Origin of the sequence: Microvirga aerilata, from assembly GCF_016743775.1 — a bacterium.
Classification (GTDB): Bacteria; Pseudomonadota; Alphaproteobacteria; order Rhizobiales; family Beijerinckiaceae; genus Microvirga; species Microvirga aerilata.
This window is the reverse complement of sequence record NZ_JAEQMY010000042.1, coordinates 1-19,906: the sequence shown is the minus strand read 5'-3', so window position 1 is coordinate 19,906 and position 19,906 is coordinate 1. Positions and strand designations below refer to the sequence as shown.

Below are 19,906 nucleotides of genomic sequence, written 5' to 3'. Positions count from 1 at the left end.
CTCAACGGTAAGCTTGTCCCAGGGCCGATTTGGCTAATTCGGCTGCCGCCACCATGTGTCGATATTCGTCCCCATGAGCGGCATCGTGGCAGGCTTCTTCAAGTCGCTGCTGTAGGCAAGCCATTGATCCTTCACATAAAACAACGGAACCACATAGAAGCCTGAGAGAAGGAGTCGATCCAGGACACGCACGGCGGAGACGAAATCCTCCCGGCCTTTCGCCTCCAGGAGCGCGTCGATGGACCGGTCTATCGCCGGGGAGGTAGCTCCGGAATGATTATGGGAACCACCCCTTTTTGCCGCCTCGGAACTCCAGCGATTGCGCTGCTCGTTCCCAGGGGAGGCGGAGGCGGGCCAGATCCATTGCACCATGTCGAAATCGAACCTGGCCAGACGGCGCCAATATTGAACGTCGTCTACAAGGCGCACCCGCGCCCGGATGCCGATGCGGCTCAAGGATTGCGAATAGTTCAGGGCCAGTCGCTCCTGCTGGCGGGAATTGACCAGCAGCTCGAACCCGAAGGGCTCCCTGGTGGCTTTCTTGACCAGAACGTCGTCCTTGAGAACCCAGCCGGCTTGCGAGAGAAGGGCCAATGCGCGGCGCGCCATCTCCCGATCCCGCCCTGACCCATCGCCTGCGGGAGGCACCCACCGACCCTCAAGGATGTCCTCGCGGACGGCACCCGGGAATTCGGCGAGCAGCATCCGCTCCCGCTCGTTCGCCGGGCGGCCGGTGGACGCGAGTTCGGAGCCGGAGAAGTAGCTGTCGGATCGCGTGAGCTGTTCGAAGAAGAGGTTGCGGTTGACCCATTCGAAGTCGAACAGATAGCCCAGCGCCTCCCGAACCCTAGGGTCGCCGAAAAGCGGTTTGCGGGTGTTGAACACGAAGCCGTTCATGCCTTTGGGCAGGCGGCTCGTCACCGTTTCCCGAACGATGCGACCGCTCTTGACCGCAGGAATGTCGTAGCCCGTCGCCCACTGGCCCGGATCGCCCTCGATTCTGAAATCGTAAAGCCCTGCCTTAAAGGCTTCGAACAAGCTGTTGGCGTCGCGATAGAAATCGTAACGAATCTCATCGAAATTGTAGAGCCCGCGGGTAACCGGCAGATCCTCTCCCCAGAAGTCCTTGCGGCGGGTCAGCACGACGCGCTCGCCGGGCCTGACTTCGGTCAGCGCGTAAGGGCCGGAGCCTATGGGTGGAGCCAGCGTCGTCTTGTCGAAGTTGTCCGCGTCCGTGGCGTGAGCCGGAAAGATCGGCATGGTGGTGCCGATGAGCAGGGGCAGTTCCCGGTCGTTGGAGCCGGAGAGGTCGAACCTGATGCGGTGCGGATCCAGGATCTCGACGGACTTCACCTGCCCGAAGCTCGAGCGGTGAAACGGTTTCCCGTGCTTCTTCAGCGCCTCGAAGGTGAAGCGCACATCCTCGGCCGTCAGGGGATGGCCGTCCGAAAAGCGCGCCTTAGGGTCGAGGTTGAAGGTGATGGAACTGCGATCGTCCGGCATCTCCACCGAGCGGGCGATGAGACCATAGATGGTGAACGGCTCGTCGGTGGAGCGCAGCATCAGGCTCTGCAGCACGTAGCGCGGCACCACGTCCGGGGCGACGCCGAGAACGATCAGCGGATTGAGGCTGTCGAAGGTGCCCTGGAGCGCCAGTGTGATTCGTCCGCCCTTCGGGGCTTGCGGATTGGCATAGGGCAGATGCTCGAAACCCGGCTTGAGCGCCGGCTCGCCATGCATCGCGATGCCATGCCGCAGCGTCTGCGCTTCAACCCCGTTCAGGTACCCTAAGCTCGATAGGGCGAGACCGGCGGCAAACAGCCATATCCGTGAAAGCCTGCGGCCCATAACATTCCTGGTGCTAAACGGCATTTGTATGGGGCAATGTTGTAAAGAAATTTACCTCAGGTGACTGGAAACCTACCACACGAAAGGTTAAAGGAGCGCCACACGTCTTGTCTTCGCCACATTGGGCACGGATTTGACCGCATCATTGCAGGTTTAGAACGCGCCGGATCAACCGGCCACTTCAAAAGCCGACCTTTCGACTGAAGAGGATAACAACATGTCATTCGCGACACGCATCGCGAGCCTGGGGGGGACCCGTGGCCTGGCGACTGTTCTGGCCCTTATGGTGAGCGCGCCCGTTCTGGCTCAGACCGCTCCGGCTCAGAGGCCTGCAGCTCCGGCCGCCCAGCCGGCCCGCCCTGCCGCACCGGCCCAGCAGCCCGCTCCAGGCGGCGCTCAGCCGCAACAGAATGCCGGCCCTACGGTCGTGACCGTGAAGGCCGAGCCGTCCCAGCCGGAATGGACCAAGGTCTGCGGCAAGGACCAGAACACCAACACCGAGATCTGCTACACCACCCGCGACTTCGTCTCGGACCAAGGCCAGCCGGTTCTCGCGCTCGCCGTCTATGACGTGAAGGGCCAGCAGCCGCAGAAGGTCGTCCGCTTCGTGATGCCGCTCGGCCTGCTCCTGCAGCCGGGCCTGCGCTTCACGGTCGATCAGGGTCAGGCCGTTCCCGGCCGCTACGTCATGTGCCTGCCCAACGGCTGCTTCGCCGAGGCGCAGGTGAAGGACGACTTCATCGCATCCCTCAAGAAGGGCGCGAACCTGAACGTCAGCGTCCAGAACCAGATGGGCCGCGAGATCACCTTCGCCGTTCCGGCTGCAGGCTTCGGCAAGTCCTTCGACGGTCCTCCGATCGACCCGAAGGTGCTCGAAGAGCAGCAGAAGAAGCTTCAGGAAGAGCTTCAGAAGAAGAGCGAAGAGATGCGCCAGAAGATGCTGAACAGCGGCGCAGGTGCTCCTGGCGCAGGTGCTCCTGGCGCGGCTGCCCCGGGCGTCGCTCCCGGCGCTGCGGCTCCGAGCGCTGCGGCGGCTCCCAAGCCGTAAGCTCTGAAACCATCAGGCAAACGAGAAACGCCGGGTCGATGACCCGGCGTTTTCTTTTCGGCTTAGGTTTGCCGGCACTTCAGTGGGCGAGCATGGGCTTTGCCCTGTAGATGCCGTTCTTTTCCCGGGTGAACATTTCTTCGATCATCGGGTTGCGCAGAGGCTCGCTCGAAGGGTCCGGCAGAAGGTTCTGCTCGGACACATAGGCGATGTATTCGGTTTCCGCATTCTCGGCGAAGAGGTGATAGAAGGGCTGGTCCTTGCGTGGCCGGGCCTCCTCGGGGATCGACAGCCACCATTCTTCCGTGTTGTCGAACTCGGGGTCGACATCGAAAATCAGGCCCCTGAAATCGAACAGTCGATGACGCACCACTTGGCCGATCGCGAATTTGGCTGAACTCGCTTTCATGGTCTTAACTCCTTGATCTGCATATAGAGACGCGGGCCGGATTCTCCAAATCCGCTCCTCGTCACGATCAGGAGAGCAGGGGATCCCGGGCGAGCTTTGCGTTTTTGGACTGGAGGCCTCTCGAAAGGTGGGATTGCCGCAAGGTTCCAACCTTGCCAGAAGGGGTGCCGACACCTTCCGCCTGCCGCACCCTCTCGCCTGGAGCCGCCCATGTCCGACCTGATCGGGCTGTTCAACCTGCTCGCCCCCTTCTTCGGCCTCATCGGCCTCGGCTTCTTCTGCGGCAAGGTGGTCAGGCAGCCCGAGTCCGGCCTCGCCTGGATGCAGTTCTTCCTGATCTATGTGGCTCTGCCTTGCCTGTTCTACCGGCTCATCGCCGACAAGCCGCTGGACGAGCTGGCGAACTGGCCCTTCATCGCGGCAACCACGTTCTCGACCTTCTGCGCCTTCGTGCTCTCCTTCGCGACCGGATGGCGGTATACACGGGAGCTTGCCCAGGCCGTCATGCAGGGCGTCGCCGGGTCCTATTCCAACATCGGCTATATGGGGCCGCCGCTCATTCTTGGAGCCATCGGGGCGGCCGCGAGCGCTCCCGTCGTGCTGATCTTTGTCTTCGACAACCTGTTCCTGTTTTCCGTGGTCCCGCTCCTGATGTCGATGGCGGGCGTTGAAAAGCTCAGCCTGTCCGCCACGGTCCGCAGGATCGCCTGGAGGGTGGTGACCCATCCCTTCAACGTCGCGACGGCAGTCGGCATCGCGGCGAGCTATCTTCACCTTCAGCTGCCGCAGCCCGTCGATCAGGTCGTGACCTGGCTGTCCGGAGCGGCCGCCCCCTGCGCCCTGTTCATTCTCGGCGTGACGGTCGCCTTGCGGCCCTTGCGGAAGGTGCCGGGCGAGGTGCCGGCCCTCGTGTTCATCAAGCTGCTTCTGCACCCCTTCCTGGTCTGGGTGGTGCTGTCCGCCGTCGGCGATTTCGGCCAGACCTGGACCTATGCGGCCATCGTCATGGCAGCCTTGCCGCCTGCCTTGAACATCTTCGTGATCTCCACCCAGTACAATGTCGGCGTGGAGCGCGCCTCCGCCTGCGTGCTGCTCGGAACCCTTGTTTCCATGGTGACCCTGACGGGGGTTCTCTACATCACCACTAAGACCGGCGCGTTGCCCTACGATCTGTTTCCCTGAAGGCAACTGCGCGCTGGTCATCCGCGGCGAGAGCAGCGAAGGAAGGGGATCCACCCACACGCTCAGCGCCATGGATTCCCTTCCCCTCCGCTTCGCTCCGGCCGGGAATGACAAGAGGGGCAGCTACAGCTGTTCCTTAAACTGGCACCGTACCCTGCATCAGCCTGGGCACTCCCACCCGCGGCAGAACGCCCTCGCGCATGACGATGCGCCGCAAGGGGCCGATGTTGCTCAAGGCCAGGAGCCCGGCGCCGCGCAGGAAATCGGCAGGGAGCAGGCCGGTCAGAAGCGTCCGGTTGAGCCCGTCGACGGCTGCAGTGCGCAAGCGGACATCGAGATCGCGGCTTTGCTGGTACCGATTCAGGCTCTCGTCCGACCCTGGCTCCTGGCCGCTGTCGTTCGCATCCACCACCGCATCCCTCAAGGAGGCAACGTCACGGAAGCCCAGGTTGAGCCCTTGCGCTCCGATCGGCGGGAAGACGTGCGCCGCCTCACCCACGAGCGCCAGGTGCCGGGACCAGTAGCGGTTGACCGACAGGCCCGTCATGGGCACGAGCCCCCGGGGGCCCTCGACCCGCATGGCGCCCAGATGCGATCCGGCCTGCCGCTCGATGGCGAGGGCCAGGGCGGCGTCGTCGAGCCGCGACAGGCGCTCGGTTTCCACTTTGCTCGTTACCCACACAAGGCTCGAGCGGCGACCGGGCAGGGGCACAAGGGTAAACGGCCCGTGCCGGGTGTGGAATTCGGTCGAGGTTTCCCGGTGGTCCCGGTCGTGGGCGAGGATCGTCGTGACGGCGGATTGCGGGTAGGACCAGGTTCGGGCATCGACGCCAGCGATCTGGCGCAGCCTGGAATTGCGCCCGTCCGCAGCAACCACGAGGCTCGCCCTGATCCTTGTATCGTCGGCAAGCGTCAGGTGGGCCCCTGCCTCGTCCGCCTCAAACCCGACCGCAAAATCGGGCACGAGATCCAGGTTCTCGCATCCGCGGGCCGCCTCGGCCAGTGTCTCGACGAGGGTGGCGTTCTCGATGTTCCAGCCAAAGGCGTCGAGGCCGATCTCGCCGGCCCTGAAGGAGGCTGGCGGGGGGCGAAACAGGCTGCCGGTGTCGTCGATGATGCGCATGGTTTCGAGCGGCGCGGCCGCTTTGGCAATCTCGGGCCAGACGCCGAGCGCCTCCAGGAAGCGCACGGACCCGTTGAGAAGGGCAACCGTGCGTCCGTCCCGGCGGGTGTCGAGGCCTCCGACCAGAACCGTCTTGAAGCCGTCGCGGGCAAAAGCGAGCGCCGCACTCAATCCCACGGCTCCGGCGCCGACGACGGCGATGCTATAAGTCTTTTCGGTCACGGGCTTCTCTCCGCACCAGATTGTGGACGGCCTTCGGACTCACAATAAACCATGGATTGGCCATTGCCGACCGCTGTGCCCCGTCCCTATGATCGCTCCACAAGACAAAGGCGAACCGGCGCGGCACTTGCCAAGTTCCATACTTGCCAAGTTCCGTGCGGGCCGTCATCCATGGGCCTGTTCCTACCCTGCTTCAACTTTTTAAGTCAGAGTCGCTTGCGTGAAGCCAGACGTATCACCACCGGGGAAACCCCTCGTCGAGCTTAAAGGGATCAGCAAGCGCTATGGCGATCTTCTCGCCAACGATGGGATCGATCTGGCGATCGAGCCTGGCGAGATCCACGCGCTTTTGGGAGAAAATGGCGCCGGCAAGTCGACGCTGGTCAAGATCCTCTATGGGGTCATAGAGCCGAGTGCCGGCGAGATCCGCTGGGAGGGCCGCCCCGTTGCCATCGCGTCACCGGTCGAGGCGCGGGCGCTCGGCCTCGGCATGGTGTTCCAGCATTTCTCGCTGTTCGACGAGCTGACGGTGGCCGAGAACATCGCCGTCGCGCTTTCCGGCGACTGGAACCTGTCCACCGTCCGGGGCAAACTGGGCGAGATCAGCCGAACCTATGGCCTGGCGCTCGATGCGGACAGGGCGGTCTGGACCTTGTCTGCCGGCGAGCGGCAGCGCATCGAGATCGTTCGCTGCCTTCTTCAAAATCCTCGTCTGCTCATCCTCGACGAGCCCACCTCCGTGCTGACGCCCCAGGAGGCGGAGCATCTCTTCACCACCCTGGACCGGCTGTCGGCGGAGGGCTGCTCCATTCTCTACATCTCGCACAAGCTGGAGGAGGTGCGCCGCCTCTGCCGCCGCGCCACGATCCTGAGGGGCGGGCGCGTGGTGGCCACCATCGACCCGCGGGCGAGCAGCGCCCGGGAGATCGCGGCGCTCATGGTTGGCAACGAGGTGGGCAGGGTCCGCACCGATGCGCCGCACCACCCGCAAGGGGAGATGCTCAAGGTCGGGCGCCTGTCCTTCCCCCCTGTGGGGCTGCATGGCCAAGCCCTGAACGGTATCGATCTCGTGGCCCGCGCCGGTGAGGTCGTCGGCATCGCGGGCATCGCGGGCAACGGCCAAAGCGAACTGTTCGCGGCGCTTTCGGGCGAGCGCTTGGCCGACAGGGCGGACGCCATCGTGATCGCCGGCAAAGCCTGCGGGACCATGGGCATCGATGCCCGCCGCCGGCTCGGCGCCGCCTTCGTGCCGGAGGAGCGCCTCGGCCATGCCGCGGCACCAACCCATCGCTTGAGCGAGAACACGCTCATCTCCCATGCGGCGGCCGAAGTCAGCCGCTCGGGCTTCATTCTGGTGAATGCCGCCAGGCGCCTTGCCCGCTCCATCGTCCAGAGCTTCGACGTGCGCACGCCGGAAAGCGATCCGCAGGCGCGCAAGCTCTCCGGCGGCAACCTGCAGAAATTCGTCATCGGCCGCGAGATCATCCGCAAACCGAGGCTGATCATCGTCGATCAGCCCACCTGGGGCGTGGATGCGGGCGCGGCGCGGCTCATCCGTCAGGCGCTTGTGGATCTTTCCCGGGAGGGCAGCGCCGTGTTGGTCGTGAGCCAGGATCTCGACGAGCTGTTCGAGGTGGCGGACCGGATGGCTGTTATTCATCAGGGCACCCTGAGCCCTTTGAAACCTGCCCGTGAGTGGACCAAGGAAGCCATCGGCCTCGAGATGCTAGGCGTCGCACAAGCTCAAGGGGGCGCCCATGCGGTTTGAGCTGACGCCCCGCACCAACGTATCGCCGGTCATGAGGGCGCTTGCGCCGGTTGCGGCCTTCATCGTCTCGTTCCTGATCGCAGGATTCGTGATCTGGCTCATGGGCCGCTCGCCCATCGCCGCCTTCGAGGTCTATGTCACCCAGCCCTTGAGCGATCCCTGGTCGCTGCAGGAGCTTCTCGTCAAGGCGACACCGCTGGCGCTCATCGCCATCGGCCTGTCCTATTGCTTCCGGGCCAACCTATGGAACATCGGTGCTGAGGGCCAGTATGTGATCGGGGCTGTTCTCGGCAGCTGGCTTGCGCTCAGAACCCACGGCACCGAGGCGGGCTTATGGGTGCTGCCGCTCATGCTGCTCTTGGGCATCATCGGCGGGGCTCTTTATGGCCTGATCCCGGCTTTCCTGAAAACCCGCTTCGGCGTCAACGAAATCCTGACCAGCCTCATGCTGGTCTATGTGGCGCAGCTGATCCTCGACTATCTGGTGCGCGGCCCTTGGCGCGATCCGAAGGGTTTCAACTTTCCTCAATCGGTGACCTTCGATCCGTCGGCCACCCTGCCGCCTATCCTGGAGGCGGGCCGGGTCCATTATGGGGCGGTGTTTGCCGCCACTGCCATTGTGCTCACGGCCGTGATCCTGGGGCGGACGCTCTTCGGCTACCGGCTCAAGCTGACGGGCGATGCCCCTCGCGCCGCCCGGTTCGCGGGTTTCAGCTCCAAGGCGACCACGATGTCGGTTTTCGCCATTTCAGGCGGCCTGGCAGGGCTCGCCGGAATCTCGGAGGTCTCGGGCCAGATCGGGCAGCTTCAACCCTCGATCTCGCCCGGCTATGGCTTCACGGCGATCACGGTGGCCTTCCTGGGCAGGCTCAATCCCATCGGCATCCTGGTCGCAGCCCTGGTGGTTGCGCTCACCTTCATCGGCGGCGAGAGCGCGCAGATCATGCTTAAGCTGCCGCTCGATCTCACCCAGGCCTTCCAGGGCATCCTGCTTCTGTGCGTGCTCGCAGCCGATGCCCTGGTGAGCTACCGCATACGTTTCGTCGCACGGGGAGGGGGCAAATGACCACTTTCGAGGCCATCCTGCTCACCATCGTCACCGCCTCGACGCCCCTGCTGATCGCAGCCCTCGGCGAGCTCGTAGCGGAGCGCTCGGGCGTTTTGAACCTCGGCGTCGAGGGCATGATGGCCATGGGCGCCGCCTGCAGCTTCGCCGCCGCCGTGACCTTCGACTCCACCCTGCTCGGGGTTGCGGCCGGCATGCTGGCGGGAGCCCTGATGGCGGCCCTGTTTGCCCTTGTGGTGCTGGGCTTTGCGGCCAATCAGGTGGGCTCGGGGCTTGCCCTCACCATCTTCGGCTTGGGCCTGTCCGGCCTGATCGGAGCGCCGTTCGTGGGTGCAAGGCGCGATCCCGTGGCGCCCGTCGACATCCCAGGCTTGAGCGATATCCCCGTGATCGGCCGCCTGTTTTTTGAGCAGGACCTCTTCGTTTATGCCTCTATCGCGCTGACGATCCTGGTCGCCATCTACCTGACCCGGACCCGCTCGGGCCTGACCCTGCGCTCCATCGGGGAGAACCACACCTCGGCCAACGCCCTTGGCATGCCGGTCTGGCGCGTGCGCTTCTGGGCGATCCTGTTCGGAGGTGCCTGCGCCGGGCTGGCCGGGGCTTACCTCGCCCTTGTCTACACCCGGTTCTGGTCACCCGGCATGACGGCGGGACGCGGCTGGATCGCCCTGGCGCTGGTGGTTTTTGCCGCCTGGCGGCCGGGCTGGCTCCTGGTCGGTGCCTATATCTTCGGGGCGGCGACCGTGCTGCAGCTTCATGCCCAGGCGGCCCAATTCGGCGTGCCGTCCCAGCTGCTCTCGGCGGTGCCCTATCTCGCCACGATCATCGCCCTGCTGCTCCTGTCCCTGCGCCATGGCCGCGCCATCGGAGCGCCCGGTTCCCTGGGCGCGCCATTCGTGCCTGACCGGTAGGCAAAGTGGTGTTAATCTGACCAAAGTGTAGGCAGAGGAATTCTTGCCAGAAGGCTTCAGACCTGCAACGGATGAGTGAAACCTAAACTCGAGGGAACAAGCATGCTTTCAGGTAAAATCTTCGGAGCTCTGGCGGGAGCAGCGGTCGTGGCTCTGGCCGCAACCGGCGCCGTCGCGCAGCCGAAGGACAAAGTCAAAGTCGGCTTCATCTATGTCGGCCCCGTGGGCGACCACGGCTGGAGCTACCAGCACGATGTGGGCCGTCAGGCCATCGAAAAGGCTTTCCCGGGCAAGGTTACGACCACATTCGTCGAGAGCGTCCCCGAGGCCGATTCCGAGCGCGCCATCGAGCAACTCGCCCGTACCGGCCACGACCTGATCTTCACCACCTCCTTCGGCTTCATGGAGCCGACCCTGAAGGTCGCCAAGAAGTACCCGAACATCAAGTTCGAGCACGCCACCGGCTTCAAGCGCGCCCCGAACCTTTCCACCTACGCGGCGAAGTTCCACGAGGGCCGCTACATCATCGGCCAGATCGCCGGCAAGATGACCAAGTCGAACACCATCGGCTATGTGGGCGCCTTCCCGATCCCGGAAGTGGTGGCCGGCATCAACGCCTTCTATCTCGGCGCCCAGTCGGTGAACCCGAACGTCAAGATCAAGATCGTGTTCGCCAACACCTGGTATGACCCGGCCAAGGAAGGCGATGCCGCCAAGGCGCTCCTCGACCAGGGCGTCGACATGCTGGCCCAGCACACGGACAGCCCGGCTCCGATCCAGGCCGCCGAGGCCCGCGGCAAGTTCGGCTTCGGCCAGGCTTCCGACATGGAGCGCTTCGCCCCGAAGGCGCAGCTCACCGCCATCGTCGACAACTGGTCCGACTACTATGTCGCCCGCACCAAGGCCGTTCTCGACGGTACCTGGAAGTCCGAGGACGTTTGGGGCGGTCTCGCCTCCAACATGGTCGTGATGACGCCCTACAAGAACATGCCCGACGACGTGAAGAAGCTGGCGCAAGACACCGAGGCCGCCATTCGGTCCGGCACGCTCAACCCGTTCAAGTGCCCGGTCATCGGCCAGGACGGTAAGGAGATCGAGTGCAAGGGCAAGGGCGCCCTCTCCGACGAGCAGGTTCTCGGCATGAACTTCTACGTGAAGGGCATCGAGGACAAGATCCCGCAATAAGCCAAAGCGCTTCGCAGGAGGTGAGGGCAGTCGAGCGATCGACTGCCCTTTTCGTTTGGGCGGCTATATTCATGACCTGAGAGACGGGTGGAGAAGGAAGGGACATCGTGAAGCCGGGTGATCAGGACCTCCTCATCGTGGTCGACCTTCAGTACGACTTCCTTCCCGGCGGCGCGCTCGCGGTGCCCCACGGAGACGCGGTGATCGCGCCGATCAACCGTCTCGCCAGGGCCTTTCGCCATGTGGTTCTGACGCAGGATTGGCATCCGGCGGGACACGCCTCCTTTGCTTCGAGCCATCCCGGCAAGCAGCCCTTCGACCTGGTTGATCTCCACTACGGGTCGCAGGTGCTCTGGCCCGATCATTGCGTGCAAGGGACCAAAGGTGCCGAGATCTCGGGTGAGTTAAACATCCCGCATGCGCAGCTCGTGATCCGCAAAGGCTACAATGAGGGGATCGACAGCTATTCGGGCTTCAAGGAAGCCGACCGGCAGACCTCGACGGGACTTGAGGGTTATCTGAGGGAGCGCGGATTCCAGCGGGTCTTCTGTGCGGGATTGGCGCTGGACTTCTGCGTGGCCTGGACGGCCATGGATGCAGCTTCCGCCGGATTCGAAACCTACCTCATCGAGGATGCCTCGCGGGCTATCGATACGAACGGGTCGCTTGAGAAGGCCCGGCAGGATTTGGAAGCGGCCGGTGTTCGAACCATTAACAGCGCCCAAATCATAAACCCTTGAACTCTGCTGTCGTGACGGGATCATTCCGTCGATCCAAGATCCAGGAAACACAGACCTCATCCTGAGGAGCCGCTTCAGCGGCTCCTCAGGATGAGGGTGGAGGGACACGCAAGGGTGTGAAAGCGTGGCTCCCCGGGACGAGCCCGGGGTTGTGATGTTGCAGGCTGGTTCGAGAAGGCGATTAAACCACCGTCCCGTGCAGATCGTACTCGTCGGAACTCTCGATATTCACGTTCACGATCTCGCCGGCCTTGAGCGGCTGGCGTGAGGCCACGTAGACCACGCCGTCGATCTCCGGAGCGTCGTACTTCGTGCGGCCGGTGGCCACCGTCGCGCCGGGCTCGTCGATGATGACCGGCAGGGTCTTGCCGACCTTGTTCTTGAGGATCATGGCACTGACCTTCTGCTGGGTCTGCATGAAGCGATGCCAGCGCTCCTCCTTCACCTCGTTCGGCACTGCACCGGCGATGTCGTTGGCGGGGGCGCCCTGCACGGGCTCGTACTGGAAGCAGCCGGCCCGGTCGATCTTCGCGTCCTTCAGCCACTGAACCAGAAGATCCATGTCCTCCTCCGTTTCGCCGGGGAAGCCGACGATGAAGGTGGAGCGGATGGCCAGATCCGGGCAGACCTCACGCCACTTCCGGATCCGCTCCATGGTCTTTTCCTGGTTTCCAGGACGGCGCATGGATTTCAGGACGCGCGGTGAGGCATGCTGGAAGGGAATGTCCAGATAGGGAAGGATCTTGCCCTCGGCCATCAGCGGGATGACCTCGTCCACATGCGGGTAGGGGTACACGTAGTGCATGCGCACCCACATGCCGAGTTCGCCCAGTTCCTTGGAAAGCTCGAAGAAGCGGGCGCGGACCTCCCGGTCCTTCCACAGGCTCGGCTGGTACTTGATGTCGACGCCGTAGGCGCTGGTGTCCTGCGAGATCACCAGAAGCTCCCTGACGCCGGCCCGGGCGAGCTTTTCGGCCTCGCGCAGCACGTCCCCGATGGGACGGCTCACCAGATCGCCGCGCAGCTTCGGGATGATGCAGAAGGAGCAGCGGTTGTTGCAGCCCTCGGAAATCTTCAAATAGGCATAGTGGCGCGGCGTCAGCTTCACGCCCTGGGGCGGCACGAGATCCACGAAGGGGTCGTGAGCGGGCGGGACGGCCTGGTGCACGGCCGAGACCACGGACTCGTAGGCCTGCGGTCCCGTGATCGCCAGCACGTTCGGGAACTGATCGCGGATCTGCTCGGGCTCGGCGCCCATGCAGCCGGTGACGATGACCTTGCCGTTCTCGGCCATGGCCTCGCCGATGGCCTCCAGCGACTCGGCCTTGGCGCTGTCGAGGAAGCCGCAGGTGTTGACGATCACCACGTCGGCCCCGTCATGCTCCTTGGTCAGCTGGTAACCTTGGGCGCGAAGCTGGGTGATGATGCGCTCGGAGTCCACCAGGGCTTTCGGGCAGCCAAGGGACACGAACGAGACTTTAGGCGCGGGAGCATTCATCCGCCAAATCCACTCTTCTGTCGAAACGGACATCTGAAAGGTCGCCCGCCCACGGCCGCATCGGCACGAGGTCTGGGCAAGAAAACATGTTGGTCGGAGGCAGGAAGCTTTGAAGGTCGGGCATTCCTGGATCGATCCAGCGCCTCGCGCAGGCATTCCATCTCGAGAGGAACGTGCGACTTAAGGCGAGTGTGCCTTTACAACACCCGGCTTGCCCTGACAACATCAGGGTTTGTCGCGGCTCCCCTGTCAGGCTCGCCTGCTGATCTGCGGGCGGCCTTCAGGGCCCCTGCAGTTCCCTGGCGGCGATTTTCTGGACGGCCCGCTCGGCAAAGAGCTGAAGCTCGGCCTTGTCGCCGCGGGAGAAAGAGCGAGGCTTCGTGTCGAGCAGGCATAAGGCCCCTAGCCTGATGTTCTTCAGGAAAATCAGAGGAGCGCCCGCATAAAACCGGAGAAAGGGCGCGCCTGTGACGAAAGGATTGTCCCTAAACCGGTCATCGGCCAGGGCGTCGCTCACTACGAAGACCTCATCGCTCAGGATCGTATAGTTGCAGAATGCGGCATTCCGCGGCGTGTCGCCTGTTTCCAGTCCCTGCGCGGCCCTGATCTGCTGCCGGGCCCGGTCCAGGAGGGTGATCGTACACATCGGCACCCCGAAGTGCTGCCGCACCTCCTCGCAGAGACTGTCGAGAACAGGATCCTGCTGCGGATCGAGGGCGCCCGTTTCCAAGAGAACCTTGAGGCGCTCGTCCTCATCGGGGCTAATCGGGAACGACATCGAATACTTTCCTCCAAGGGGACGGTCCGCTCGGACCCCTCGCCGGTGCTTAGCTATATCACGGTCGTGGCTTTGTAAGCCGTCTTCCCCTCAAGGGTAAGTCATTGATTTCGCAAGACTGCAGCGCAGTTAACGCTCCGTCTGCTCCCCCTAATCCGATATAGTCGAATTCCGATGCGCTGCGGCCTTGAGCAATGCGGCCTTGATGGCATGCCAGGCGGGTTTGCGCCGAAGCGCCCGGTCCAGAGGCAGCGGCCGCTGGGGAGAGCCGTCGGGCCTGGGTCTGAAGGCGTTCAGCCAAGTGCGATCGTCGGACAGGCCCCAGGTGGTGACGGCCAGGACGGTGCTTTCCTCGAGCACAAGGTCGAGGTATGCCCTATATGTATCCGCAACCACGCGGTCACGCTCCGCTCTGTCGCGAGGGCAAAGGTGATCCGACACGTCCAGCTCTGTGATCATCACGCTCAAGCCCATCCCGTCGATCTCCCGGAGAAAGGCTCGCAGGTCAGGGTGATGGCGGGGCTGTTCCATTGCTGTGAGGTGCGACTGGATGCCGAGGCAGGCGATGGGGGTTCCCCTTGAGAGCTCCCGCTCGAGGAGGGCGATCATGGCGCGCCGCTTCCTTTCGGCTTCGGGATGAGCGTATTCCAATCCCATCTCGTTCAGCACAAGAGTGGCGTTCGGATCGAGGGCCGCAGCCTCCTGGAAGGCGATGCCGATGTAGTCGGGTCCCATGGCGTTGAGAAAGCGCGTGCCGCGCAAGCCGTCATCCCGACCGTGGGCAGGTTCCAACACCTCGTTCACCACATCCCAGGAATGGAGCTGCCCCGCATAACGGGCTGTTATGACCCGTAGGTGCTGCATCGCGGCCTCGGCAAAAACCTTGTCGGAGCTTTCACGATGAGACGCCGGAATGGACTCATGCCACCACAATGTGTGGCCGTGAAAAGCGAGGCCATTGTCCCTGGCGAAGGCGACGAGGTCATCGGGCGCCGCATAGTCCGGCTCGTGCGAATGCCGGAAAACGGCATCCCACTTCATCTCGTACTCGGATGTAACTAAATTGCAATGACGGAGAATTGCACGGCTGCGCGGTTGCAGGGTGAGGTCCGAGGTGCCAATAGCGGTCCCGTACAGGGGCGTCTTGTGAGATGCGGCGCTCGACAAGGCGTACTGTTTGAGTCCATCTTGCGTCATTCATCCTTCCTCGCCTAATGGCAGAACAGCCCGAACAGACCTCAACCGAGCACAGCGGCGTCAGATCCCCAGCCCCATGAAGATTCGCCATATCCTGTTGATCCTGACAGCCTTCCTCGGTGCTGCCCTGCTTGTTGCGGTGGCCGTTCAGATCCGTAACGAGATCCTGAAGTATCAGACTGCGCAGCGCATGGTGGCCTCCAACGCCGTTCGCGAGCAGCTTCTGCTCGGAACCGACGCCCTCGCGAGCGAGCGAAGCCAAGCTTACGTGCTCCTTATCAGAGAAGCGGGCGAGAGCGACAAGCTCTACAAGCTGAGAGAGGCCCGGCGCCGGGTCGACGCACTGCTGAGCGCGGCCGAGGCCGAGATCGGCAGGACCAAGGCGTCTCTGAGCAATACCAACGGCAGCCTGGCCTCTCTTGTGAGAATCCGTGAGGAGATCGGCACCCTGCGGGGGCAGGTCGATGGCTACCTGGCGCCGGACCAGCCGCTTCGGGGCTTCGAGTTCGCGCCGCGCTGGTTCCAGCAGGCAAGCCGCCTCGTGGAGGAGCTTCAATCGTCACGGATGACCCTTCTCCAGCGCGAGCGGCCCCTGGACCCGGTTCTCAGAACGGAGGCGAATCTGCGGGCCTTTGCGGCCATCCTGAGCGAGAGCATCGCCCGCAATCAGGCGCTCGTCACCCACGCGCTGGTCAGAATGGCTGAGACAGGCAGTCTCGAACTCGATGCAATCAGCCAGAACGCCGGCCGGGCAGGGCTCGCCTGGGAGCTGATCGACGGTCAATTGGCCGTTCCATTGAGCGAAAAGGTCGAGAAGGCCGTTTCCTCGACACATGAGGATTACAGCACGACCTTCGCACCGCTCCAGCGTTCGTTGCTGGCGGCATTCATCGGGCGGGTGCCTCCCGCTTTGAGCCCCGACCAGTGGTATGACATGACCGAGCGATCGCTCCGCAGCGTCGCGCTCATGCAGCAGGAGCTGCTGACCAGCTCGCGGGAGCGGCTCGAGGCGGAGCTTTCGCGCGCGCAACGAACGGTGGCTCTCTGGTCGGCGCTGCTTCTGTTGGGCATTGCGGCCGTGATCACAAGCGCCCTAGTCGTCCGCAGGCGCGTGGTGCAGCCGCTCGAGGGCTTGAGCGATGCGATGCTGAAGCTGGCGGATAACGACCTGACGACACCCCTGCCGCGTCTGACCCGGGCCGACGAGATCGGCGCCATGAACGATGCATTGCGCGTGTTCAAGGCCAATGCGATCCAGCGGCAGAGGGCGCAGAGCGAGAAGCAGCTTCTTCATGCCCGCCTCCGGGATGCCTACCGGCAGCTCCGCAAGGATCTCGAGGCGGCCGCCGTCATTCAGAGCACCATGCTGCCTGCCGCCGCGACCCTGGGGGATGTGCGGTACCGGGGCCTGTTCCGCCCATCGAGCCTGATCGCCGGGGATACCTACAACGTCGTTCGGCGCACCGACGGCGGGATCGGTTTCTTCCAGGTGGATGTGGCAGGCCATGGGGCGCCGGCTGCCCTCGTGTCGGTGGCGTGCCATCATACCCTGTCCCAGGCCATCCTTACCCGGACGCAAGGAACCCACCTCGAGGAGATCGCCGCCCAGATCAATGAGGACTGGCCGGAGGACCTGCCGTATTTCACCATGATCCTCGGAGAGATCGATCCCCGCGGCCAGCGTGCGAGCATCGTTCAGGCCGGCCATCCGTCGCCGTTGGTCATTCGCCGGGGTGGAACCGTGGAACTGATCGGCGATGGCGGATTTCCCGTTGGGATGATCTCCTCCGCATCCTATGAGAGGCTGGAATTCGACTTCGGTCCCGGCGACCGGCTTCTGATCTTCTCCGATGGGCTGGTGGAAGCGGAAAACCAGGAAGGCGAACAGTTCTCGGAAGCGCGCTTGCGCCAGCTGGTCGGCGAGAACGCGACCGGGACCACGCCGGCCGTCCTCGAGACGCTCGACGGGGTATTGCGGAAGTGGCGCGGCTCTGAAACCCTGGATGACGACTTGAGCGTTCTCATGCTGGAGCGCTTACCCGAAAGGACCCAAGCCGATGCTGTCCACTGATCTACGTAATAACGTCCTCGTCGTCCGGGTCGCTGAAAAGCGCATCGACGCCAGCAAAGCGCCGGCTTTCAAGGACGAGATGACGAAGTGCATCGACAGCGGGCAGAATCAGATCGTTCTGGATCTCAGCAGCGTCGATTTCATCGACAGTTCCGGGCTGGGTGCGCTCGTCTCCTGCCTCAAGCGCCTCGGGCCCAGGGGGGGCCTGGCGGTTGCGGGCGCGACGGGGGCCGTCAGCCGACTGTTTACGCTGACCCGGATGGATCGCGTGTTCGCGCTCCACGCCACCGTCGATTCCGCGGTCGAGCAGCTGTCGGCCTGACCGGCTTCAGCCAGGGAGCAGAAAGAAACAGGATGGTTTCCTCCATCAGCCTCTCGATAGACAGCGACCTGGACAAGGTCTCCCTTCTCGCGCGCGCCGTTCGTGCCCTGTGCGAGGATTTCCTGAGCCCGGATGATCAGGATGCCGTTGAGCTCAGCCTTGTGGAGGCTATCAACAACGTCATCAAGCACGGCTACCAGGGCAAGCCCGGCAAGGATGTTCAGGTTGCCGTCGGGCTTCAATCGGACCAGGTGGTGATCGACATCATCGATCATGCTTCTCCCATGGAGCCTCAGCTGCTGGAGCAGCCTGCTGCGGATCCCTTCTCCTTCGACGAGACGGAGCTTGCAGATATCCCGGAGAGCGGAATGGGCCTGGCGCTCATCCGCATGAACATGGACGAGGTTCAGTATCTCTCCAGCGAGACCGAAAATCGCCTGCGCATGGTGAAACGCATCGAACGCCCGCTCCCTTAGGATCCCTGCCTTCTAGGGAGCCCCGCTCAGCTTTGCGATCCGCTCCTGAAGCGACGGGAAGGCGAGGGCCGCCGCTCCCAGTGCGGAGGCGACAGCCGGATTCCGGTCTCCAGGCTGCCCCTCGATCTCGTCGAGGATCCTTTGCGCACCCGATAGCCCCTCATCGGGCTTTCGAATCCCAAGCTGAACGGCGGACGACAAGGACGTGAGCAGAGCTGCCCGGTGCGCCTCGTTGCCGGGATCGGCCGCGTAGGCTTGCTCGGCACGGGTGAGGTTTGCCCTGACTGCGGCCTCGATGGATGGAGAAACCGTCGCCGGAGCGTTTCTCTGCCGGGCAAGTTCCGTGGTGACGCGGCTCTGGATGCGCTCCTCGGTATCCAACGCCTCGAGATAGATGATGACCCCTGTCGAAAGAGCGAGCGCCACGATGAAGGTGATCTGTCCGCGCGCCTTGAGGAGGCCTTCTCTAAAAGTCAACGTTGCAACTCCGAACCACGTGCAAATCACGAATAGGACTCATCCCCTGGGAACGGGGAAAGGGTGCGGAGATTAGGGGCCTGCAGCTGAACAATGCAAGAGAGACCCTTGGATTAGCTCAAGAAATCACCAAGCAATCAAGGCCAAGCTCGATTTTGAAACAAACTAACCTTGCGCGGCATTAATTCACAGACAGGTTGATCTGCGGAAAAGGTGCTCGTAATCGAGTGGGGTAAGGTTTGCTGATTTGCGGTGAAATCCGGCCTGCGACTTGGAAGAGCCAGCCGAGCATATGCTGCAGGACCCTGCCCATAAGGCAGTTGAAGAGGATACGGTGAGTGCTTTGAGGTCGGGACCGGCTCTTTTCGTTCAGCCGCATTATGACGATATTCCGCTCTCCTGTGGCGGCACGGTTGCCTTGATGGCCGCACGGGGAGACGAGCCGCACATGGTGACGGTGTTTGCCGGAGAGCTGGTCGACGAGATGGTCGGCGAGTTTGCGGCATGGAAGCATGAACGGTGGAAGGTCACCGATGCCGAGCACGTTCTCTCCGTGCGGCGCACCGAGGACGCTGAGGCCGCTCAAGCGCTCGGATCCGCCGTTCGCTGGCTTGGATTGCCGGATGCCATCTACCGGGGCGACCGCTATCGGTCCGATCCCGAACTATTCGGAGTTCTGAAAGGCGAAGAGCTGGAGTTGGCGGCCTACCTGGCGGAGGAGATCTGTCAGCTGCCCGAGTGGCGTGACGGCACACGGGTCTTCGTTCCCCTGGGCGTGGGTTCTCACGTGGATTACCAACTCGTGTTCGAGGCCGGGCGCCATCTCGCATCCCGGAATGTTGAGGTCTATGCCTACGAGGACTGCCCCTATGCCATCCATACGCCTGCCGGCGTCGAGGCTCGCCTGTCCGTGCTCGGGGATGCCGTCGGCGAGCCATTGGTTGTTCCCATCGGAGACAGGCTCGAGGACCGCCTTCGGTCGATTGCCTGCTACCGGTCTCAGGTTCCGGTGATCTTTCGCTTCACGACGGATTTCAGAAGCACTGTTGCGGAGTTCGCGTACAGGACAGGCGGCGCCCTCGGACCAGCGGAGCGGTTTTGGCCTGTTCACCCAAGAGGTGACAAAGCATGATGCTATCCTTCGAAGCCCTGGAGCAGGACGTCACCCTCGTTCGGCTGAACGGTCGCCTGGATGCTGCGGTTGCACCCAAGTTCCTGGCGCGCCTTAAAGCATCGATCGAAGAGGGAAAGACCCGCCTTGCTCTCGATCTGGCTGCGGTGCCGTTCATCGACAGCACCGGACTCGGCAGCCTTGTATCCGTTCTCAAGGCTGCGCGACGGGCCGAAGGCGATCTGCGCTTGATCGCGCCGAGCCAGCAGGTGCAGAAGCTCCTGCAGCTGACGACCCTGAACCGGGTTTTCAAAGTTGTGGAGACGCCCGAGAACGCCTGGGCCTGAGGCACGCTCCAGGCCCACGTGAAGGCTCATGGTGCGCGGCGGCCTATCACTACAGTTGCACCTCCTGCGCATGGGTTCATAATCTCCTGATCTGACACAGGAGGCTGCCATGACGGGTGTAGCC

At 63.3% G+C, this 19,906-nt stretch carries 19 protein-coding genes; 12 read left to right on the top strand and 7 right to left on the bottom strand.

From position 1 onward, the window contains the following. Nucleotides 1-33: 33 nt before the first annotated feature. Nucleotides 34-1,848 (bottom strand): extracellular solute-binding protein, encoded by a 1,815-nt coding sequence (locus JKG68_RS21230; RefSeq protein ID WP_202063357.1) that lies wholly within the window; start codon nt 1,846-1,848, stop codon nt 34-36. A 217-nt stretch (nt 1,849-2,065) separates the two neighbouring features. Here JKG68_RS21230 and JKG68_RS21225 point away from each other — a divergent pair, with 217 nt between their 5' ends. Continuing rightward, a complete protein-coding gene (locus JKG68_RS21225; protein WP_202063356.1) occupies nt 2,066-2,896 on the top strand; it encodes an invasion associated locus B family protein in 831 nt (276 codons plus the stop codon). 79 nt (nt 2,897-2,975) lie between these two features. Here the strand turns inward: JKG68_RS21225 and hspQ are convergent, their stop codons facing one another. Then, nucleotides 2,976-3,305: a heat shock protein HspQ gene (gene hspQ, locus JKG68_RS21220; RefSeq protein WP_202063355.1), complete on the bottom strand. Its 330-nt coding sequence runs from the start codon at nt 3,303-3,305 to the stop codon at nt 2,976-2,978. A gap of 210 nt (nt 3,306-3,515) precedes the next feature. Between hspQ and JKG68_RS21215 the strand changes: the two genes are divergently transcribed. Then, complete coding sequence (locus JKG68_RS21215; protein WP_202063354.1) at nt 3,516-4,487, top strand: AEC family transporter; 972 nt, start codon at nt 3,516-3,518, stop codon at nt 4,485-4,487. 136 nt (nt 4,488-4,623) lie between these two features. On the opposite strand, the gene JKG68_RS21210 is transcribed toward JKG68_RS21215, so the two are convergent. Continuing rightward, complete coding sequence (locus JKG68_RS21210; RefSeq protein WP_202063353.1) at nt 4,624-5,832, bottom strand: UbiH/UbiF family hydroxylase; 1,209 nt, start codon at nt 5,830-5,832, stop codon at nt 4,624-4,626. 220 nt (nt 5,833-6,052) lie between these two features. On the opposite strand from JKG68_RS21210, the gene JKG68_RS21205 reads away from it, so the two are divergent. The 5 genes from JKG68_RS21205 to pncA all read left to right on the top strand — a co-directional run bounded on the left by JKG68_RS21205 (nt 6,053) and on the right by pncA (nt 11,505). Then, nucleotides 6,053-7,600 carry an ABC transporter ATP-binding protein gene (locus JKG68_RS21205; protein ID WP_202063352.1) on the top strand — a complete coding sequence of 516 codons (1,548 nt, stop codon included), beginning with the start codon at nt 6,053-6,055 and terminating at the stop codon, nt 7,598-7,600. Next, the gene (locus tag JKG68_RS21200; RefSeq protein ID WP_202063351.1) at nt 7,590-8,666 is read left to right on the top strand and encodes an ABC transporter permease; all 1,077 of its coding nucleotides are present in this window, start codon (nt 7,590-7,592) and stop codon (nt 8,664-8,666) included. Before JKG68_RS21205 ends, JKG68_RS21200 begins: the two co-directional genes overlap by 11 nt. Then, entirely contained in the window at nt 8,663-9,580 is a 918-nt protein-coding gene (locus tag JKG68_RS21195) for an ABC transporter permease (protein ID WP_202063350.1), read from the top strand. The genes JKG68_RS21200 and JKG68_RS21195 overlap by 4 nt, the downstream gene beginning before the upstream one ends. A gap of 102 nt (nt 9,581-9,682) precedes the next feature. After that, a complete protein-coding gene (locus JKG68_RS21190) occupies nt 9,683-10,765 on the top strand; it encodes a BMP family ABC transporter substrate-binding protein (RefSeq protein WP_202063349.1) in 1,083 nt (360 codons plus the stop codon). A 104-nt stretch (nt 10,766-10,869) separates the two neighbouring features. Beyond that, the gene (gene pncA / locus JKG68_RS21185) at nt 10,870-11,505 is read left to right on the top strand and encodes a bifunctional nicotinamidase/pyrazinamidase (RefSeq protein ID WP_376773181.1); all 636 of its coding nucleotides are present in this window, start codon (nt 10,870-10,872) and stop codon (nt 11,503-11,505) included. Nucleotides 11,506-11,686: 181 nt separating this feature from the next. Here pncA and rimO read toward each other — a convergent pair whose 3' ends face one another. The 3 genes from rimO to JKG68_RS21170 form a co-directional block, all read right to left on the bottom strand. Next, entirely contained in the window at nt 11,687-13,003 is a 1,317-nt protein-coding gene (gene rimO / locus JKG68_RS21180) for a 30S ribosomal protein S12 methylthiotransferase RimO (protein WP_202063347.1), read from the bottom strand. A 280-nt stretch (nt 13,004-13,283) separates the two neighbouring features. After that, complete coding sequence (locus JKG68_RS21175) at nt 13,284-13,781, bottom strand: GAF domain-containing protein (RefSeq protein ID WP_202063346.1); 498 nt, start codon at nt 13,779-13,781, stop codon at nt 13,284-13,286. A 150-nt stretch (nt 13,782-13,931) separates the two neighbouring features. Next, nucleotides 13,932-14,978, bottom strand: a complete 1,047-nt coding sequence (locus JKG68_RS21170) for an endo-1,4-beta-xylanase (RefSeq protein WP_202063345.1) — start codon at nt 14,976-14,978, stop codon at nt 13,932-13,934. 76 nt (nt 14,979-15,054) lie between these two features. Here JKG68_RS21170 and JKG68_RS21165 point away from each other — a divergent pair, with 76 nt between their 5' ends. The 3 genes from JKG68_RS21165 to JKG68_RS21155 are packed head-to-tail and all read left to right on the top strand — an operon-like array spanning nt 15,055 to nt 17,847. After that, a complete protein-coding gene (locus JKG68_RS21165) occupies nt 15,055-17,049 on the top strand; it encodes a PP2C family protein-serine/threonine phosphatase (RefSeq protein WP_202063344.1) in 1,995 nt (664 codons plus the stop codon). Next, nucleotides 17,036-17,371 carry an STAS domain-containing protein gene (locus JKG68_RS21160; RefSeq protein WP_202063343.1) on the top strand — a complete coding sequence of 112 codons (336 nt, stop codon included), beginning with the start codon at nt 17,036-17,038 and terminating at the stop codon, nt 17,369-17,371. The genes JKG68_RS21165 and JKG68_RS21160 overlap by 14 nt, the downstream gene beginning before the upstream one ends. 32 nt (nt 17,372-17,403) lie before the next feature. After that, complete coding sequence (locus JKG68_RS21155; protein ID WP_202063342.1) at nt 17,404-17,847, top strand: ATP-binding protein; 444 nt, start codon at nt 17,404-17,406, stop codon at nt 17,845-17,847. Nucleotides 17,848-17,859: 12 nt separating this feature from the next. Here the strand turns inward: JKG68_RS21155 and JKG68_RS21150 are convergent, their stop codons facing one another. Continuing rightward, a complete protein-coding gene (locus tag JKG68_RS21150; RefSeq protein ID WP_202063341.1) occupies nt 17,860-18,324 on the bottom strand; it encodes a hypothetical protein in 465 nt (154 codons plus the stop codon). A 334-nt stretch (nt 18,325-18,658) separates the two neighbouring features. Between JKG68_RS21150 and JKG68_RS21145 the strand changes: the two genes are divergently transcribed. Both JKG68_RS21145 and JKG68_RS21140 read left to right on the top strand, forming a co-directional pair. Continuing rightward, nucleotides 18,659-19,456, top strand: coding sequence for a PIG-L deacetylase family protein (locus tag JKG68_RS21145; RefSeq protein ID WP_202063340.1), 798 nt, complete (start codon nt 18,659-18,661; stop codon nt 19,454-19,456). After that, on the top strand, nt 19,453-19,782 hold the full coding sequence (locus tag JKG68_RS21140; RefSeq protein WP_202063339.1) for an STAS domain-containing protein: 330 nt from the start codon (nt 19,453-19,455) through the stop codon (nt 19,780-19,782). The genes JKG68_RS21145 and JKG68_RS21140 overlap by 4 nt, the downstream gene beginning before the upstream one ends. Nucleotides 19,783-19,906: the final 124 nt, after the last annotated feature.

Coding starts and splice junctions, on each gene's coding strand:
- JKG68_RS21195 (WP_202063350.1), top strand. CDS start 8,663: ATGACCACTTTCGAGGCCATCCTGCTCACCATCGTCACCGCCTCGACG.
- JKG68_RS21175 (WP_202063346.1), bottom strand. CDS start 13,781: ATGTCGTTCCCGATTAGCCCCGATGAGGACGAGCGCCTCAAGGTTCTC.
- hspQ (WP_202063355.1), bottom strand. CDS start 3,305: ATGAAAGCGAGTTCAGCCAAATTCGCGATCGGCCAAGTGGTGCGTCAT.
- JKG68_RS21230 (WP_202063357.1), bottom strand. CDS start 1,848: ATGGGCCGCAGGCTTTCACGGATATGGCTGTTTGCCGCCGGTCTCGCC.
- JKG68_RS21160 (WP_202063343.1), top strand. CDS start 17,036: ATGCTGTCCACTGATCTACGTAATAACGTCCTCGTCGTCCGGGTCGCT.
- JKG68_RS21200 (WP_202063351.1), top strand. CDS start 7,590: ATGCGGTTTGAGCTGACGCCCCGCACCAACGTATCGCCGGTCATGAGG.
- JKG68_RS21190 (WP_202063349.1), top strand. CDS start 9,683: ATGCTTTCAGGTAAAATCTTCGGAGCTCTGGCGGGAGCAGCGGTCGTG.
- JKG68_RS21215 (WP_202063354.1), top strand. CDS start 3,516: ATGTCCGACCTGATCGGGCTGTTCAACCTGCTCGCCCCCTTCTTCGGC.
- JKG68_RS21170 (WP_202063345.1), bottom strand. CDS start 14,978: ATGACGCAAGATGGACTCAAACAGTACGCCTTGTCGAGCGCCGCATCT.
- JKG68_RS21165 (WP_202063344.1), top strand. CDS start 15,055: ATGAAGATTCGCCATATCCTGTTGATCCTGACAGCCTTCCTCGGTGCT.
- JKG68_RS21155 (WP_202063342.1), top strand. CDS start 17,404: ATGGTTTCCTCCATCAGCCTCTCGATAGACAGCGACCTGGACAAGGTC.
- JKG68_RS21140 (WP_202063339.1), top strand. CDS start 19,453: ATGATGCTATCCTTCGAAGCCCTGGAGCAGGACGTCACCCTCGTTCGG.
- JKG68_RS21225 (WP_202063356.1), top strand. CDS start 2,066: ATGTCATTCGCGACACGCATCGCGAGCCTGGGGGGGACCCGTGGCCTG.
- rimO (WP_202063347.1), bottom strand. CDS start 13,003: ATGAATGCTCCCGCGCCTAAAGTCTCGTTCGTGTCCCTTGGCTGCCCG.